The 14580-nt window shown below is 71.3% G+C and carries 14 protein-coding genes; 6 read left to right on the forward strand and 8 right to left on the reverse strand.

The window, feature by feature from the left end; translation table 11 throughout:
- Position 1: 1 nt before the first annotated feature.
- The 5 genes from IM697_RS05120 to IM697_RS05140 all read right to left on the reverse strand — a co-directional run bounded on the left by IM697_RS05120 (position 2) and on the right by IM697_RS05140 (position 3597).
- Positions 2-451, reverse strand: a complete 450-nt coding sequence (locus tag IM697_RS05120; RefSeq protein ID WP_194045165.1) for an organic hydroperoxide resistance protein — start codon at positions 449-451, stop codon at positions 2-4.
- 108 nt (positions 452-559) lie between these two features.
- Positions 560-1021 (reverse strand): MarR family winged helix-turn-helix transcriptional regulator, encoded by a 462-nt coding sequence (locus IM697_RS05125; RefSeq protein ID WP_194045167.1) that lies wholly within the window; start codon positions 1019-1021, stop codon positions 560-562.
- Positions 1018-1776: an energy-coupling factor ABC transporter ATP-binding protein gene (locus IM697_RS05130; RefSeq protein ID WP_194045170.1), complete on the reverse strand. Its 759-nt coding sequence runs from the start codon at positions 1774-1776 to the stop codon at positions 1018-1020. Before IM697_RS05130 ends, IM697_RS05125 begins: the two co-directional genes overlap by 4 nt.
- On the reverse strand, positions 1776-2537 hold the full coding sequence (gene cbiQ, locus IM697_RS05135) for a cobalt ECF transporter T component CbiQ (RefSeq protein WP_194045172.1): 762 nt from the start codon (positions 2535-2537) through the stop codon (positions 1776-1778). Before cbiQ ends, IM697_RS05130 begins: the two co-directional genes overlap by 1 nt.
- Before the next feature lies 1 nt (position 2538).
- Positions 2539-3597, reverse strand: a complete 1059-nt coding sequence (locus IM697_RS05140) for an energy-coupling factor ABC transporter permease (protein WP_194045174.1) — start codon at positions 3595-3597, stop codon at positions 2539-2541.
- A 169-nt stretch (positions 3598-3766) separates the two neighbouring features.
- Here IM697_RS05140 and IM697_RS05145 point away from each other — a divergent pair, with 169 nt between their 5' ends.
- Positions 3767-4129, forward strand: coding sequence for an SsgA family sporulation/cell division regulator (locus IM697_RS05145; protein ID WP_194045176.1), 363 nt, complete (start codon positions 3767-3769; stop codon positions 4127-4129).
- 3 nt (positions 4130-4132) lie between these two features.
- On the opposite strand, the gene IM697_RS05150 is transcribed toward IM697_RS05145, so the two are convergent.
- Positions 4133-5812, reverse strand: a complete 1680-nt coding sequence (locus IM697_RS05150) for a penicillin-binding transpeptidase domain-containing protein (RefSeq protein ID WP_194045178.1) — start codon at positions 5810-5812, stop codon at positions 4133-4135.
- Positions 5813-5915: 103 nt separating this feature from the next.
- Positions 5916-7559: a penicillin-binding transpeptidase domain-containing protein gene (locus IM697_RS05155; protein ID WP_194045179.1), complete on the reverse strand. Its 1644-nt coding sequence runs from the start codon at positions 7557-7559 to the stop codon at positions 5916-5918.
- Between the two features lie 152 nt (positions 7560-7711).
- On the opposite strand from IM697_RS05155, the gene IM697_RS05160 reads away from it, so the two are divergent.
- Positions 7712-8746 carry a calcium-binding protein gene (locus tag IM697_RS05160; protein ID WP_194045180.1) on the forward strand — a complete coding sequence of 345 codons (1035 nt, stop codon included), beginning with the start codon at positions 7712-7714 and terminating at the stop codon, positions 8744-8746.
- 19 nt (positions 8747-8765) lie between these two features.
- On the opposite strand, the gene IM697_RS05165 is transcribed toward IM697_RS05160, so the two are convergent.
- Positions 8766-10517: a dolichyl-phosphate-mannose--protein mannosyltransferase gene (locus IM697_RS05165; RefSeq protein WP_194045182.1), complete on the reverse strand. Its 1752-nt coding sequence runs from the start codon at positions 10515-10517 to the stop codon at positions 8766-8768.
- 62 nt (positions 10518-10579) lie between these two features.
- On the opposite strand from IM697_RS05165, the gene rsmI reads away from it, so the two are divergent.
- The 4 genes from rsmI (at position 10580) to IM697_RS05185 (ending at position 14557) form a co-directional block, all read left to right on the forward strand.
- Positions 10580-11428 (forward strand): 16S rRNA (cytidine(1402)-2'-O)-methyltransferase, encoded by an 849-nt coding sequence (rsmI, locus tag IM697_RS05170; protein WP_194045183.1) that lies wholly within the window; start codon positions 10580-10582, stop codon positions 11426-11428.
- A gap of 190 nt (positions 11429-11618) precedes the next feature.
- Positions 11619-12029: a hypothetical protein gene (locus tag IM697_RS05175; RefSeq protein WP_194045184.1), complete on the forward strand. Its 411-nt coding sequence runs from the start codon at positions 11619-11621 to the stop codon at positions 12027-12029.
- Between the two features lie 111 nt (positions 12030-12140).
- Positions 12141-13022: a TatD family hydrolase gene (locus IM697_RS05180; protein ID WP_194045185.1), complete on the forward strand. Its 882-nt coding sequence runs from the start codon at positions 12141-12143 to the stop codon at positions 13020-13022.
- A 140-nt stretch (positions 13023-13162) separates the two neighbouring features.
- Positions 13163-14557 carry a resuscitation-promoting factor gene (locus IM697_RS05185; protein WP_228044508.1) on the forward strand — a complete coding sequence of 465 codons (1395 nt, stop codon included), beginning with the start codon at positions 13163-13165 and terminating at the stop codon, positions 14555-14557.
- Positions 14558-14580 lie beyond the last annotated feature (23 nt).

A 14580-nucleotide genomic window follows, 5' to 3' on the forward strand; every position in this document is an offset into this window, starting at 1 on the left:
GTCAGCCGAGCAGAATCGTGACGTCGATGTTGCCGCGCGTCGCGTTCGAGTACGGGCACACCTCGTGCGCCGCGTCCACCAGCTTCGCCGCGATGTCCGGGTCCAGGACCGGCAGCGAGACGCTGAGGGCGACCGCGAGGCCGTAGCCGCGGTGCTTGTTGGGGCCGATGCCGACCTTCGCGGCGACCGTGGACCCGGTGAGGTCGTAGCCCTCGCGGTTGCCGACCAGGATCAGCGCGTTGTGGAAGCAGGAGCTGTAGCCGGCCGCGAAGAGCTGCTCGGGGTTGGTGCCGTTGCCGTCGCCGCCCAGCTCCGGCGGCATCGAGACCTTCAGCTCGATCTGACCGTCCTGGCTGGTGACATAGCCGTCCCGGCCGCCGTGCGCGGTGGCCTCGGCGACATACATGATCTTCGTCGGGCGAGTGTCGACGGCGGTTCCTTCATCGGTCATGGTTGGCCCTCCCCCAAAAAAAGACGTGCACAAGTGCATCGTGCACAAGGTACTTGCCGGTACAGGGCCCGCTGTTACCAGGGGGTAGCAACCGCGGGTAACCCGAGATCAGCGGCCGCGGTCGGCCGCCGCCCGCGCCTGCGCCGCCAGCCGCCGCAGCTCCTCGCGCAGCCGGGCGACCTCCGGCCCCTGGAGCCCGGTCTCCGCGAGCAGCGCCCCGGGCACCCGCGCCGCCCGCTCCCGCAGCTCCTCGGCCCGCCCCGTGCACGCGACCAGTACCGAGCGCTCATCGCCCGCCGACCGCTCCCGGCGCACCAGCCCCGCCGACTCCAGCCGCTTCAGCAGCGGCGACACCGTGCCGTAGTCGAGCGTCAGCGCCCCGGCCAGCTCCTTGACCGGCAGCTCGCCGCGCTCCCAGAGGACCAGCAGCACGAGGTACTGCGGGTAGGTGAGGCCGAGCTCGTCGAGTAGCGGCCGGTACGCGGCCGTCACCGCGCGCTGGGCGGCGTACAGCGCGAAGCAGAGCTGCTGGTCGAGCAGCAGTGAGCCGTCGGTCTCCTCGTTCGTCACGCGCCCATTGTCACGGAGCGCGGATCGAAGCCGAACGGCAGCTCCAGTCGATGGGCGCGCATCAGCTCGTCGTCCGCGAGGAGTTCGCCGGTCTTGCCGTCCGCCGCGATCACGCCCTCGCTGAGGACGAGGGAGCGCGGGCACAGCTCCAGGGCGTACGGCAGGTCGTGCGTGACCATCAGGACCGTGACGTCCAACGAGCGCAGGATGTCGGCCAGTTCGCGGCGGGAGGCGGGGTCGAGGTTGGAGGACGGCTCGTCCAGGACGAGGATCTCCGGCTCCATCGCGAGCACGGTCGCCACCGCGACCCTGCGGCGCTGGCCGAAGGAGAGGTGGTGCGGCGGGCGGTCCTTGAACTCCGCCATGCCGACCCGCTCCAGCGCGCGGTCGACCCGCTCCTGAAGCTCCGCCCCCTTCAGCCCGGCCGCCGCCGGCCCGAACGCCACGTCCTCACGGACCGTCGGCATGAACAGCTGGTCGTCCGGGTCCTGGAACACGATCCCGACCCGGCGCCGGACCTCCGCCATGTGCTGCTTGCCGACGGGGAGCCCGGCGACCTTCACCGTGCCCGTGCCGCCGGTCAGGATGCCGTTGAGGTGCAGGACGAGGGTCGTCTTGCCGGCGCCGTTCGGGCCGAGCAGCGCGACCCGTTCGCCGCGCGCGATGGAGAAGTCCACGCCGAACAGGGCCTGGTGGCCGTCGGGGTAGGCGAAGGCGAGGCCGGAGACCTCCAGAGAAGCTGTCACAGCGTCCATCACAACACCCATCCCAGCAGACAGACGACCAGGGCCGTGCACGGGAGCGCGAAGGCGTACGACCACTGCGCCCGGGACGCGGTCACCTCGTCGATCACCGGCATCGAACCGGCGTACCCGCGGCTGACCATGGCGAGGTGGACGCGCTCGCCGCGCTCGTAGGAGCGGATGAACAGCGCGCCCGCCGACTTCGCGAGCACGCCCCAGTGGCGGACGCCCTTCGCCTCGAAGCCGCGTGACTCCCGCGCGATGCGCATCCGCCGCATCTCGTCGGCGATGACATCGCCGTAGCGGATCATGAAGGACGCGATCTGCACGAGCAGCGGCGGCAGCTTGAGCCGCTGGAGGCCGAGCAGCAGTTCGCGCAGCTCGGTGGTGGAGGCGAGCAGGACGGAGGCGGCGACGCCCAACGTGCCCTTGGCGAGCACGTTCCAGGCGCCCCACAGCCCGCTGACGCTCAGCGACAGCCCCAGCACCTCGACGCGCTCGCCCTCCGCCACGAACGGCATCAGCACGGCGAACGCGACGAACGGCACCTCGATCAGCAGCCGCTTGAGCAGAAATCCGGCGGGCACGCGGGCCGCGTACGCGACGCACGCGAGCAGTACGGCGTACAGGCCGAACGCCCACATCGCCGCGCGCGGTGTCGACACCACGACCACCACGAACGCGAACGTGGCGGCGAGTTTGGTGTGCGGCGGCAGGGTGTGCACGGGCGAGTGCCCGTGCCGGTAGAGCCTGTGCGCGTGCCCGGCGCCCACGTCAGACGCTCGTGCTGGAGGGGGAGACGTCGACCGGGTCGGACGTACGGCGCCTGCGCACCGCCCAGAACACCGCGCTGCCCGCGACCGCCGTGACGCCGACGCCGATCGTGCCCGCGAGGCCGCCGGAGAGCCGGGCGTCGGTGATGTCCTTGACGCCGTAGTCGGCGAGCGGGGAGTCGGCCGTGTCGTGCTCCTCGGCCTTCTTGTCGATGCCGTGGTCGGCGGCGACCTTCTCCAGGCCGTCCGGGTCGGCCGAGGCGTAGAAGCTGACGAACCCGGCGAGGACGAGGGAGGTGACGAGGCCCACGGCCCACACCTTGCGGGAGGAGCGGGCGGCGACCGGGACGGCGGCCGGCTCGGCGGCGGGCGCGTCGACCAGCTCGCCGCCCACCCGCAGCTTCAGCCGCTGCCGCAGATCACGGGCGCCGTACACGAGGTCCGGGCGTACGGCGATGACGGCGCCGACGGTCAGCGCGGTGATCGTGGCCTCGCCGACGCCGATCAGGATGTGCACGCCCACCATGGCGGTGGCGACCTTGCCGATCGAGACGTCGGTGGTGCCGCCGACCGCGTACATCAGCGTGAAGGCCAGCGCGGAGGCCGGCACGGACAGCAGGGCGGCGACGAAGGCGGCCACGGTGATCGACCTGCGGCCGCGGGGCAGGATCTTCACCAGGCCGCGGAAGGCGGCGTAGGCGACGATCGTCGTGACGATCGCCATGTTGGTGATGTTCACGCCGAGGGCGGTCAGGCCGCCGTCCGCGAACAGGATGCCCTGCATCAGCAGGACGACCGAGACGCACAGCACCCCTGTGTAGGGGCCGACGAGTATCGCCGCGAGCGCCCCGCCGAGCAGATGGCCGCTGGTCCCCGCCGCGACGGGGAAGTTCAGCATCTGCACGGCGAAGATGAACGCCGCCACCAGTCCGGCCAGCGGCGCCGTCCGCTCGTCGAGCTCACGGCGCGCGCCGCGCAGGCTCACGGCGACGGCGGCAGCGGCGACCACGCCGGTCGCGACCGACGTGGGGGCGTCTATGAATCCGTCAGGTACGTGCACCGTTCGATGATAGTGGCTTAATGCGAACCACTTGCAAGAGCGAGGAACTTGTCCATCGCATATGTGAGATGTAGCGGCGCGGACGGGCGCTTTCCGGAAGATATGCGACATTGGAGGGGGAGCGAAGGCACAGCTTTCGCTCAGGTCACGCAGCGTAAGGGGCCGTCCGATGTCTGTAGTCGAACAGTACGCGCGAGCCCATATCGTCACGGACGCGGACCTCCTGGCGGAGGAGCAGGACGCGGTGCCGGTGATCCTGCGGTACGACCCCGAGACGGATCCGCGCGCGGTGCGGGTCCGGTTGCCCGGGCGCGAGGCGCACGAGTGGACCTTCTCCCGCTCCCTGCTGGAGCAGGGGCTGCGGGCCCCCGCGGGGAGCGGGGAGATACGGGTGTGGCCGTGCGGCCGGGTGCAGGCCGTGGTGGAGTTCCACTCCGCGCAGGGGGTTTCGCTGGTGCAGTTCGACTCGAAGGCCCTGATGAGGTTTCTGCGGCGGACGTATCTGGCCGCCGCCGCACCCGTCGGCCGCTGAGGCTCAGCCGCCCGTCTTCAGCAGCGCCGCCACGATCGGGCCCGCGGTCTCCCCGCCGTGGCCGGCCGCCTGGACCACGCCCGCCGCGGCCAGGTCGCCCCGGTACGCGGTGAACCAGCCGTTGGGCTTCTTCTGGTTGTCGACCTCCGCCGAGCCGGTCTTGGCGCCGACGTCGCCGGTGACCCCGGACATCGCCTCGGCCGCCGTGCCGTAGGCCGCGGTGTAGGACATCAGGTCGCGCAGCTGGGACAGCGTGGACGCGGACATCGTGCGGGACGCGGTCGCCAGCTGACGGCCGTCGACCTCGGGGGAGACCAGGTAGGGCTGCTTGAAGGTGCCCGCCTTCACGGTCGCCGAGACCGACGCCATGTTCAGCGGGTTCATGCGCACGCCGCCCTGTCCGATGAGCGAGGCCGCCATCTGGGCCTGCGACTGGACCGGGACGGAGCCGTCGAAGGTGGAGACGCCGACGGACCAGTTGTTCAGGGAGAGGCCGAAGACCTGCTGGGCCTGCTTGGTGAGGCTGTCGTTGTCCAGCTCGGGCGCCTGGCTGATGAAGGCGGTGTTGCAGGAGCGGGCGAAGCTCGCCTTGAAGGTGCCGTTCTTGATCTCGAACTTGTCGTCGTTCTGGAACTTCCAGTGCCCGTACGTGAAGTACTTCGGGCAGGGGTGCGGCTCGTCCGCCGACGCCAGGTCCTTCTCGATCAGCAGCGAGGAGGTGATGACCTTCATCGTGGAGCCCGGCGCGAGGGAGCCCTGGAACGCGGTGTTGAAGCCGTGCGAGGAGTTGGCGACCGCCAGGATCTCGCCGGTCGAGGGGCGCAGCACGGCGACCGACGCCTTCGACTTCGCCGCCACCTGCTTCTCCGCGGCGGCCTGCATCGCCGGACTCAGCGTCGTCTTCACGGTGCCCGGCGTGCCCTTGCTCAGCTCCAGCAGGGTCTTGTCGGACAGCTCGGCCTTCTTGGACTCCTTGCCCCGAACGACCTGGAGCTCGACGCCCGCCTTGCCGCCGGCCTTCTCGCCGTACTTCTCGCGCAGGCTGTCCAGGACCGAGCCCAGCGACGGGTACTCCTTCTCCGTCAGCTCGCCGCCGTCCCGGTCGAGGGCCTTGACCGGCGGGGTGCCGGACTCCCCGGTGACCAGGGTGTCGCCGTCCTTCAGATCGGGGTGGACGACCGCGGAGTGCCACCCGACCAGCGGCTTTCCGTCCTCGGCGCGCCGCACGACGGTGAGGGAGCTGTCGTACGCCAGCGGCTTGGTGGTGCCCTTGTACGACACCGTCGCCTTCACGGAGAAGGGGACCTTCGCGCCGGTGCGGGTGCCGGCGGTCAGGGTCACGTCCTTGATGTGGGCGTCCTTGGCGTAGCCCGTCAGCAGGGCCCGCGCGGCCGCCGTGTCGTCCGTGGCGGCGGCCGCCTCGGTCACCTTGCCCTGCTGCCAGGCGGTGAGGAAGTCCCGGGCCGCGGTGGTGACCTCGGTCGCCGACAGCGGGCCGGTCTTGACCGCCTTGGCCTTCTGGTCGCTGGTCGACGACGACCCGCCGCCGTTCTCGGCCGCCGCGCCGCTGCCGAGCAGGGCGTAGACGCCGAGCCCGGCGCCGCCGAGGACCACGGCGATCATCCCGCCGAGTACGGCGGGGTTGGTCTTCCGTCGCTCGGCGACGCGCCTTCTGTTGCCCACTGCTTTCCGTTCCCTCGCGATTCAGGGGCCCCCGCCGCCCCGCCGACCTCACGCATACCAACGACGACGACCACCCTAGAGTCCCCTGCCGCGGGGGATAAGTTCAGCCGGACGCTCGTAGCACGGCTGCGACAATCGGCCCCGCCGCGTCCCCGCCGTGGCCGCCCTTCTGTGTCATGGCCGCGGCCGCGACATCGTTGCGGAAGCCGGTGAACCAGCTGTCGGAGGTGGCCTGCCCGTCGACCTCGGCGGAACCGGTCTTGGCGCCGATGTCGCCGCCGAGCCGCGACATGACCCGCACGGCGGTGCCCTGGGCCGAGGTCGCGGTCAGCCGCATCATCTGCTTGAGCTGGGCGGCGGTGCTCGACGGCAGCCCCTTGGCGGTGGCCAGTTGACGGTCGTCGAGGTCGGGCGAGACGAGATACGGCTGGTGGAACTCGCCGGTGATCGCGGTGGCGGTGACCGACGCCATGTTCAGCGGGTTCATCTCGACCTTGCCCTGGCCGATGGCGTTGGCCGCGCGGTCCGGGCCGGGTGAGGCCGGGACGCTGCCGTCGAAGGAGACGATGCCGGTCTTCCAGTCACCGCGGCCGAGCCCGAACCGCTCCTGGGCCTCCGCCGTCAGCGAGGAGTCCGAGAGCGGGTCCTCGTCGACGAGCTTGATGAAGGCGGTGTTGCAGGAGCGCAGGAAGCCGTTGGCCAGCGTGGCGTTCGCGGTCTCGTCGGGCCGAAGGCCCGTGAGGTTCTTGAAGGTCTGGCTCTGCCAGGTGGCGGTGGGCGGACAGGGCGCCGGGCCGTTCATCGTGGTCACGCCGTTGTCGATGAGCATCGCCGCGGTGATGATCTTCATCGTGGAGCCGGGGGCGACGCGTCCCTCGAAGGCCGCGTTGAAGGCGTCGTCGCGATGGTTGGCCACCGCCAGCACCTCGCCGGTGCTCGGCTTGAGGGCCACCACGGAGGACTCCGCGTACTTCTTCACGGCCTGCTCGGCCGCCGCCTGCACGCTCGCGCTGAGCGTCGTCTCCAGCCTGCCCGGCTCGCCCTCGGCCAGGGTCAGCAGCGAGGTGTCCGGTGACTCGTCGGCGTGCCGGATCGACAACTCGACGCCGGGCTCGCCGCCGGCCTTGTCGCCGTACCTGCCGCGCAGCGTGTCCAGGATCGGGCCGAGCGAGGGGTACTTCTCCTTCGTCAGCACGGTGCCGTTGCGGTCGACGGCCTCGATGGGCGGGGTCGCCGCCTCGCCGGTGACGAGGGTGTCGTCCCGCTTGAGCCGTGGGTGGATCACGCTCGGCTGCCAGTCGACGAGGGCCCGCCCGGTGGTCTTCCCGCGTACGACGGTGAGTTCGCTCTTGTAGGACAGCGCCTTGGACTTGCCGCCGTAGGACACCTTGGCGCTGACGGTGTAGGGCACGGTGGCGCCGCCGGCCCTGCCGGGCGTGATCTTCACGCCGGTGATGTGGGCGTCCTCGCTGTAGGAGGACAGCACGGCCTGGGCGGCCGCGTCGTTGTTCGTGTACGTCGAGGCCTGTGCGGCCTCGCCCTTCTCCCAGGCCGTGAAGAACTTGGTCGTGGTCTCCTCGACCTCCTCGGCGCTCGGCGGACCGGTCCGGGCCGGCGCCGGTCCCGCGGCACCCGTCGCCCCTCCGCCGTTCAGCGCGGACATGATGTTGTAGGCGCCGTATCCGGCACCGCCCACCATGACCGCGAAGACGCCGCCTATGACAGCGGCCTTTACCCCCTTGGACATGATCTCCTCCCCGTTCGTCCACCGAACTGTAAGAGGGGTGAGGGATACGTGGGGGAGTTGTTTCCTTTTGTTGTCCGAATGTGTGACCGATTCTTAGCCGAACGAACGACATGTTCCGACAGGCACCGTCACCGCGCCCCGGAGGTCCTCTCGTGCCGCATCGATTCGCCGGACTCCGGACGCGTCGCGCCGCGTCCGTACTGGTACTGGCGCTCGGCACGGCCCTCGTCCTGCCGGCCGCCCTCGGCACCGGGCGCGGCGACCCGGGACCGCCCGCGACGGTGGGCTCGAAAGAGCCGGTCGAAGACCCGACGGCCCCGGTGACAAGGCTCTCGTACAGAGCGGCCCCGGGCCAGAACAACAGGGTGACCGTCACCGAGTCGGCGGCCGACTACGACGACATCACCTATGTGATCGACGACGTGGTCCCCATCGACCCGGGGAACGGCTGCGCCTACCTCAGCGACGTCGACCACACCAAGGTCTCCTGCAAGGTGAAGATCGAGGAGATGGCCACGGACCCGTACAACACCCTGTTCGTGGAGCTCGGCGACGGAGAGGACACCGCCAGTGGCCGCCGGGTCGGCGAATCCACCATGGGCTACACCGTGTTCAGCTTCGGCTCTGGCGACGACACCTGGGCCGGCACCTCGAACGAGGTCATGACGGTCTACGGCGGCCCCGGCGACGACAAGCTGACGGCGATCCGCGGCGTGCATGTCGACGGCAACGCCGGCGACGACACCATCCACGCCGGCGAGGGGACAAGTGCCTTGGGCGGCCCCGGCGACGACACGATCCACGCCGAAGGCGACGGGGCCAGTGCCTCGGGCGGCCCCGGCGACGACGTGCTCCGGGGCCGGGAGGGCGACCAGGTCCTGTCCGGCGAGCAGGGCGACGACTCGATCCACGGCGGCCCCGGCGACGATCTGCTGTCCGGCAACGAGGGCAACGACGTCCTGTACGGCGACGACGGCGACGACCTGATGTGGGGCGAGCGCAAGGTGGGCGACGGCTTCGAACTGTCGCGGGACGAGAAGCTCGGCAAGAAGCGCGACGACAAGCTGTACGGCGGCCCCGGCACCGACGAACTGTACGGCGGACCGGGCCCGGACGGGCTGTACGGCGGGCCCGGCACGGATCGGCTGGACGGGGGGACCAGCCCCAACACCGTGGTCCAGGACTGACGCCGCCCGGCAACACCCCCTACACCCAGGTGTCCAGCCACATCCGCGACCGCCAGTCGTCGATCGGGATCGCCGTGCCCGTGTAGACGGGCCAGAAGTAGATGAAGTTCCAGGCGATCAGGAGCACCAGCACGCCCGCGCCCGTCGCGCCCGCGACCCGGCGGGTGTCGCTGGAGCCGGGTGGGCCGATGAGGGTGCCCAGGAGCATGGCGACGGCCAGGCAGAGGAAGGGGAGGAAGACGATGGCGTAGAAGAAGAAGATGGTGCGTTCCTGGTAGAGGAACCAGGGGAGGTAGCCGGCCGCGACGGCGCAGGCGATGGCGCCGGCGCGCCAGTCGCGGCGGAAGAGCCAGCGCCACAGGATGTACAGCACCGCGAAGGCGGCCACCCACCACAGCAGCGGGGTGCCCAGGGCCAGCACCTCGCGGGCGCACTTCTCGCCCGCGTCGGCGGGGCAGCCGTCCCTGCCGGGCGCGGGGGACTCGTAGAAGTACGACACCGGGCGGCCGACGACGAGCCAGCTCCACGGGTTGGACTGGTAGGTGTGCGGGGACGACAGGCCGACGTGGAACTCGTAGACCTGGTGCTCGTAGTGCCACAGGCTGAGCCACCAGTCGGGGAACAGCCACGACCAGCTGCTCGTGCGGCCGTTCGCTGACGCCCAGTCGCGGTAGTAGCCGCCGCTGCCGTCGGTCGGCGAGAGGATCCAGCCGGTCCACGACGCGATGTAGGTGACGATCGCCACCGGCACCGTCGCCAGGAAGGCCAGACCCAGGTCGCGCCTGAGCACCGCCTCGTACGGGTGGCGGGCGCCGGCGACCCGGCGGGCGCCGACGTCCCACAGCACCGTCATCAGGCCGAAGGCGACCAGGAAGTACAGGCCGTTCCACTTGGTGCCGATGGCCAGGCCCAGCATCAGGCCGGCCGCCCAGCGCCAGGGGCGCCAGCCCAGACGCAGGGTCTCGGCGATGTGCGCGTCGGGGCGGACCCGGCCGTCGGCGTCGGCCGGCAGCGCGGCGGCGAGTTTCGCCCGGGCCCGGTCCCGGTCGAGGACCAGGCAGCCGAACGCCGCCAGCACGAAGAACATCAGCACCCCGTCGAGCAGCGAGGTGCGCGCCATCACGAAGGCCAGCCCGTCCACCGCCATCAGGGTGCCGGCCAGACAACCCAGGAAGGTGGAGCGGAAGACGCGGCGGCCGATGCGGCACAGCATCAGGACGGCGAGCGTGCCGAGCAGGGCCGTCATGAAGCGCCAGCCGAACGGGTTGAACCCGAACATCAGCTCGCCGAGCCCGATCACGTACTTGCCGACCGGCGGATGCACGACGTACGCCGCGTCCGTCGGGATCTTCACCTTGTCGCCGAGCTCCAGGACCAGGTCGTTGGCGTTCTTGTCCCAGCCGACCTCGAAACCGCGGTGGACCAGCGCCCAGGCGTCCTTGGCGTAGTACGTCTCGTCGAATATCACCGCCTTCGGGCTGCCCAGGTTCCAGAACCGCAGCACCCCGGCCAGCAGCGTGACCAGCAGCGGACCGCCCCAGGCCGACCAGCGCGCGATCCGCTCGGCGAGCGGCCGCGAGACGCCGAGGAACTGCCACATCCGCGGGCTGGGCTGGACGTAGGGCGGCACGAGCCGGTCACGCACATCGCTTCTGGGCGACGCCGTGTAGCCGAAACGGCGCAGCCGCTGCTGCCACGACGGCCGCTGCTCGTGCGGTGCCTGGCCCTGCCGGATGTCCGTGGAGTCCATCGACGACGCTGTACTGGTCACCGCGCCATCGTAGGGAACACGTCTGTGACAGTCGCGTGGATGCGCCCTGCGAGGATGGAAACGTGACAGGAACCCTTGTTTTGGCAGGCACCCCCATCGGCGACGTCAAGGACGCCCCGCCCCGGCTGGTCGAGGAGCTCGCCGGTGCGGATGTGATCGCCGCCGAGGACACCCGCCGGCTCAAGCGCCTCACCCAGGCGCTGGGCGTGCAGCCGGCCGGGCGGGTCGTGTCGTACTTCGAGGGCAACGAGTCGGCCCGTACGCCCGAGCTGGTCGAGGCGCTCCAGGAGGGCTCGCGGGTGCTGCTGGTGACCGACGCGGGGATGCCGTCGGTGTCCGACCCGGGGTACCGGCTGGTCGCGGCGGCGGTGGCGAAGGACATCCGGGTCACCGCGGTGCCCGGCCCGTCCGCCGTGCTGACCGCGCTCGCGCTGTCCGGGCTGCCGGTCGACCGGTTCTGCTTCGAGGGGTTCCTGCCGCGCAAGGCGGGGGAGCGGCTGTCGCGGCTGAAGGAGGTGGCCGGGGAGCGGCGCACGCTCGTCTACTTCGAGGCCCCGCACCGGCTCGACGACACGCTCGCCGCGATGGCCGAGGTGTTCGGCGGCGAGCGCCGGGCCGCCGTGTGCCGGGAGCTGACCAAGACATACGAGGAGGTCAGGCGCGGCGGGCTGGGGGAGCTGGCGGAGTGGGCCGCGCAGGGGGTGCGCGGGGAGATCACCGTCGTCGTCGAGGGGGCGCCCGAGAAGGGGGCCGAGGAGATCGACGCCGCTGAGCTGGTGCGGCGGGTTCGCGTCCGCGAAGAGGCGGGGGAGCGGCGCAAGGAGGCCATCGCGGCGGTGGCGGCGGCGGCCGGGGTGCCGAAGCGCGAGGTCTTCGACGCCGTGGTGGCGGCCAAGAACGCGGGGGCGTGAAACGCCGTGTGAGCAGGGCGTATATCGCATGAGCGAGCGCCCCATGCCGGGGTAAAGCGACTCGGCCCTTTCGGCAAGGAACGCCCAAGTCGGCGCCAATACTGGACAGATGGCGTGCGTTCACTCCTGGCGAGGAGTCCACTGGGTCGTGGGGCGCGAACCGCCCCACCAGCGGACTACAGGAGCTGGCATGAGCGAGATCACAGGGCAGACCGGCCTTCGCAACGGGGCGACCGCCGTCGTGAACGAGTCGTACTCCTTCGCCTGCATGCGCTGCGGGCACGGCTGGGAGCAGTCGTACGAGATAGAGCACCACATGGACGGTGAGGGCCGCGAGTTCGTGATGTACGTGGCCGACGGCCAGGTCGTGCCGTCGCCGCTGAGCCGGCCGACGTGTCCCAACTGCGACAACCACGTCGTACGGATCATGCGGCCGGGCCGGGTGGCGTCGGTGCGCGACGCGGTGCACCAGCAGCACCGGGTGCCGCCGGCGGGCCCGGTGGAGGTGCCGTCGGTGCCGGCCGACGGCGCGGCGGCGAAGGAGCCGCACCACTGGCACCTGGCCGACCTGCTGCACGTCTTCCAGCGCAGGGCGAGCTGAGCCGGACGCCCGGTCCCTAGGTCCTGTCGTCAAATTCCCGCCTGACGCCGCGCGGCAGGCGGGAATTTGACGACAGGACCTAGCGGCGTGCCCCTTTCGTAGGATCGGGGCATGCCTTCGAACGCCGCCGACAAGCACGCCGCCCCGCCGCTCCCGGAACCGCTCCGGGTACCGGTCGCCGACTCGCACACCCACCTCGACATGCAGTCGGGCACGGTGGAGGAGGCCCTGGCGAAGGCGGCGTCGGTGGGCGTGACGACCGTCGTGCAGGTGGGCTGCGACGTACGGGGCTCGCGGTGGGCGGCCGAGACGGCGGCGGAGTACGACGCCGTGCACGCGACCGTCGCGCTGCATCCGAACGAGGCGCCGCGCATCGTGCACGGCGATCCCGACGGCTGGTCCCGGCAGGGGGCGCGCGAGCCCGGGGGCGCGGGGGCGCTCGACGAGGCGCTCGCGGAGATCGACCGCCTGGCCGCACTCCCCCAGGTGAAGGGCGTCGGCGAGACCGGCCTCGACTACTTCCGCACCGGGCCCGAGGGCAAGCAGGCGCAGGAGGAGTCCTTCCGCGCCCACGTCGAGATCGCCAAGCGGCACGGCAAGACGCTGGTCATCCACGACCGCGACGCCCACGAGGACGTGCTGCGCGTGCTGAAGGAGGAGGGCGCGCCCGAGCGGACCGTCTTCCACTGCTACTCCGGCGACGCGGAGATGGCCAAGGTGTGCGCCCGCGCCGGATACTTCATGTCCTTCGCGGGCAACGTCACCTTCAAGAACGCCCAGAACCTGCGGGACGCGGTGGCGGTGGCGCCGCTGGAGCTGCTCCTGGTGGAGACGGACGCGCCCTTCCTCACGCCGGTGCCGTACCGCGGACGGCCCAATGCGCCGTATCTCATTCCGATCACGGTGCGCGCCATGGCGGCCGTACGGGGGATCGAGGAGGACGCGCTGGCGGCGGCCCTCGGCTCGAACACGGCACATGCCTTCGGTTACTGACCGATAACCGAGGGATAACGCTCGCGAGGGTTCACCTCGGACCGACGGCGACGCTGTGTAGTCGCGTCGCTTTGGAGAGTCACGGCACCTCCGCTAGGTTCTGGGGGCCCGAAACGGACCCCTCGCTGGAGCGTGTCGTCGTGAGCAACGCGCAGTTCGAGACGTACGGCCCGAGCCGGGCCCACGAGCCCCCGCCGTACGGCGGCTTCGACCCGTACGGCGCTCAGACGCTGGCGTACGGGGTGCCGAGGCCCTACGAGGCGCGTACGGACAGTTACGGAGCCGGGTACGAGACGCGCGGGGGGTACGGGGCGTACGAGAAGTACGACGACACCTACCGGCCCGCGTACGAGATCTCCGAGACGGCGCACACGCCCGTGGTGCGCCCCAGGAGCGGCCGCCGGGCCGCGCACCGGCGCAGGGCGCGCGCGGCCGAGAGGGGCGACGGGACCATGCGCCGGCTCGTCCCGCAGGCGCTGGTCGTCGCGTTCCTCGCGGGCGGGACCAGCGCGTTCGTCGCCAAGGACAAGGGGATCGAGCTGAGCGTCGACGGCAAGCCGCGCAGCCTGCACACCTTCGCCGACGACGTCACCGAACTGCTCGACGACGAGGGCGTCGAGGTCGGGGCGCACGACGAGGTCGCGCCTCCTCCCGACACGGGGCTCGCCAACGGGGACGAGGTCGCGGTGCGCTACGGACGTCCCCTGCGGCTCACGATCGACGGCCACAAGCGCGAGGTGTGGACGACGGCGCACACGGTGGAGGAGGCGCTCACTCAGCTGGGGGTGCGTGCCGAGGGCGCGTATCTTTCGGCCTCGCGCTCCCGGCGCATCGGGCGTGAGGGGCTCGCGCTGGAGGTGCGCACCGAGCGAGCCGTGACGGTCATGGCGGACGGCCTGGCCCGCCCCATCCGCACCAACGCCGCGACCGTGAACGAGGTCGTGGAGCAGGCGGGGATCACCCTGCGCGGCCAGGACACCACCTCCGTCCCCCTGGACAGCTTCCCGCGCGACGGGCAGACGGTCACCGTCCTGAGGATCACCGGCCGCAAGGAGATCCGCGACGAGGCGATCCCGTTCGCCGTGGAGCGCGTCGACGACCCCTCGGTGTTCAAGGGCACGGAGATCGTCGAGCGGGCGGGGCGGGCGGGACTGCGGCGGACCACGTACTCCCTGCGCACGGTCAACGGCGTCAAGCAGAAGCCGCGCCGGACCGGGTCCGAGGTGGTGCGCGAGCCGCAGACACAGATCGTGAAGGTGGGCACCAAGCCCCTGCCGACGTCCGTGGACGGTGCCGGGCAGCTCAACTGGGACGGGCTGGCGGCGTGCGAGTCCGGGGGCCGGGCCGACGCGGTGGACTCGTCGGGGACGTACGGCGGGCTGTACCAGTTCGACACGCGGACCTGGCACGACCTCGGCGGGAAGGGCCGGCCGCAGGACGCCCCGCCGGCGGAGCAGACGATGCGCGCGAAGAAGCTGTACGTGCGGCAGGGGACCAGTCCCTGGCCGCACTGCGGGGGGCGGCTGCACAGGTGAGTCCCTGGGGCGGCCACGTCGGC

The organism is Streptomyces ferrugineus (genome assembly GCF_015160855.1).
In the GTDB taxonomy this organism is placed as follows: Bacteria; Actinomycetota; Actinomycetes; order Streptomycetales; family Streptomycetaceae; genus Streptomyces; species Streptomyces ferrugineus.

Excerpts from the sequence above, each read along its gene's own strand:
- IM697_RS05120 (WP_194045165.1), bottom strand. The coding sequence starts at position 451 with ATGACCGATGAAGGAACCGCCGTCGACACTCGCCCGACGAAGATCATG.
- IM697_RS05130 (WP_194045170.1), bottom strand. The coding sequence starts at position 1,776 with ATGGACGCTGTGACAGCTTCTCTGGAGGTCTCCGGCCTCGCCTTCGCC.
- IM697_RS05145 (WP_194045176.1), top strand. The coding sequence starts at position 3,767 with ATGTCTGTAGTCGAACAGTACGCGCGAGCCCATATCGTCACGGACGCG.
- IM697_RS05155 (WP_194045179.1), bottom strand. The coding sequence starts at position 7,559 with ATGTCCAAGGGGGTAAAGGCCGCTGTCATAGGCGGCGTCTTCGCGGTC.
- IM697_RS05175 (WP_194045184.1), top strand. The coding sequence starts at position 11,619 with ATGAGCGAGATCACAGGGCAGACCGGCCTTCGCAACGGGGCGACCGCC.
- IM697_RS05180 (WP_194045185.1), top strand. The coding sequence starts at position 12,141 with ATGCCTTCGAACGCCGCCGACAAGCACGCCGCCCCGCCGCTCCCGGAA.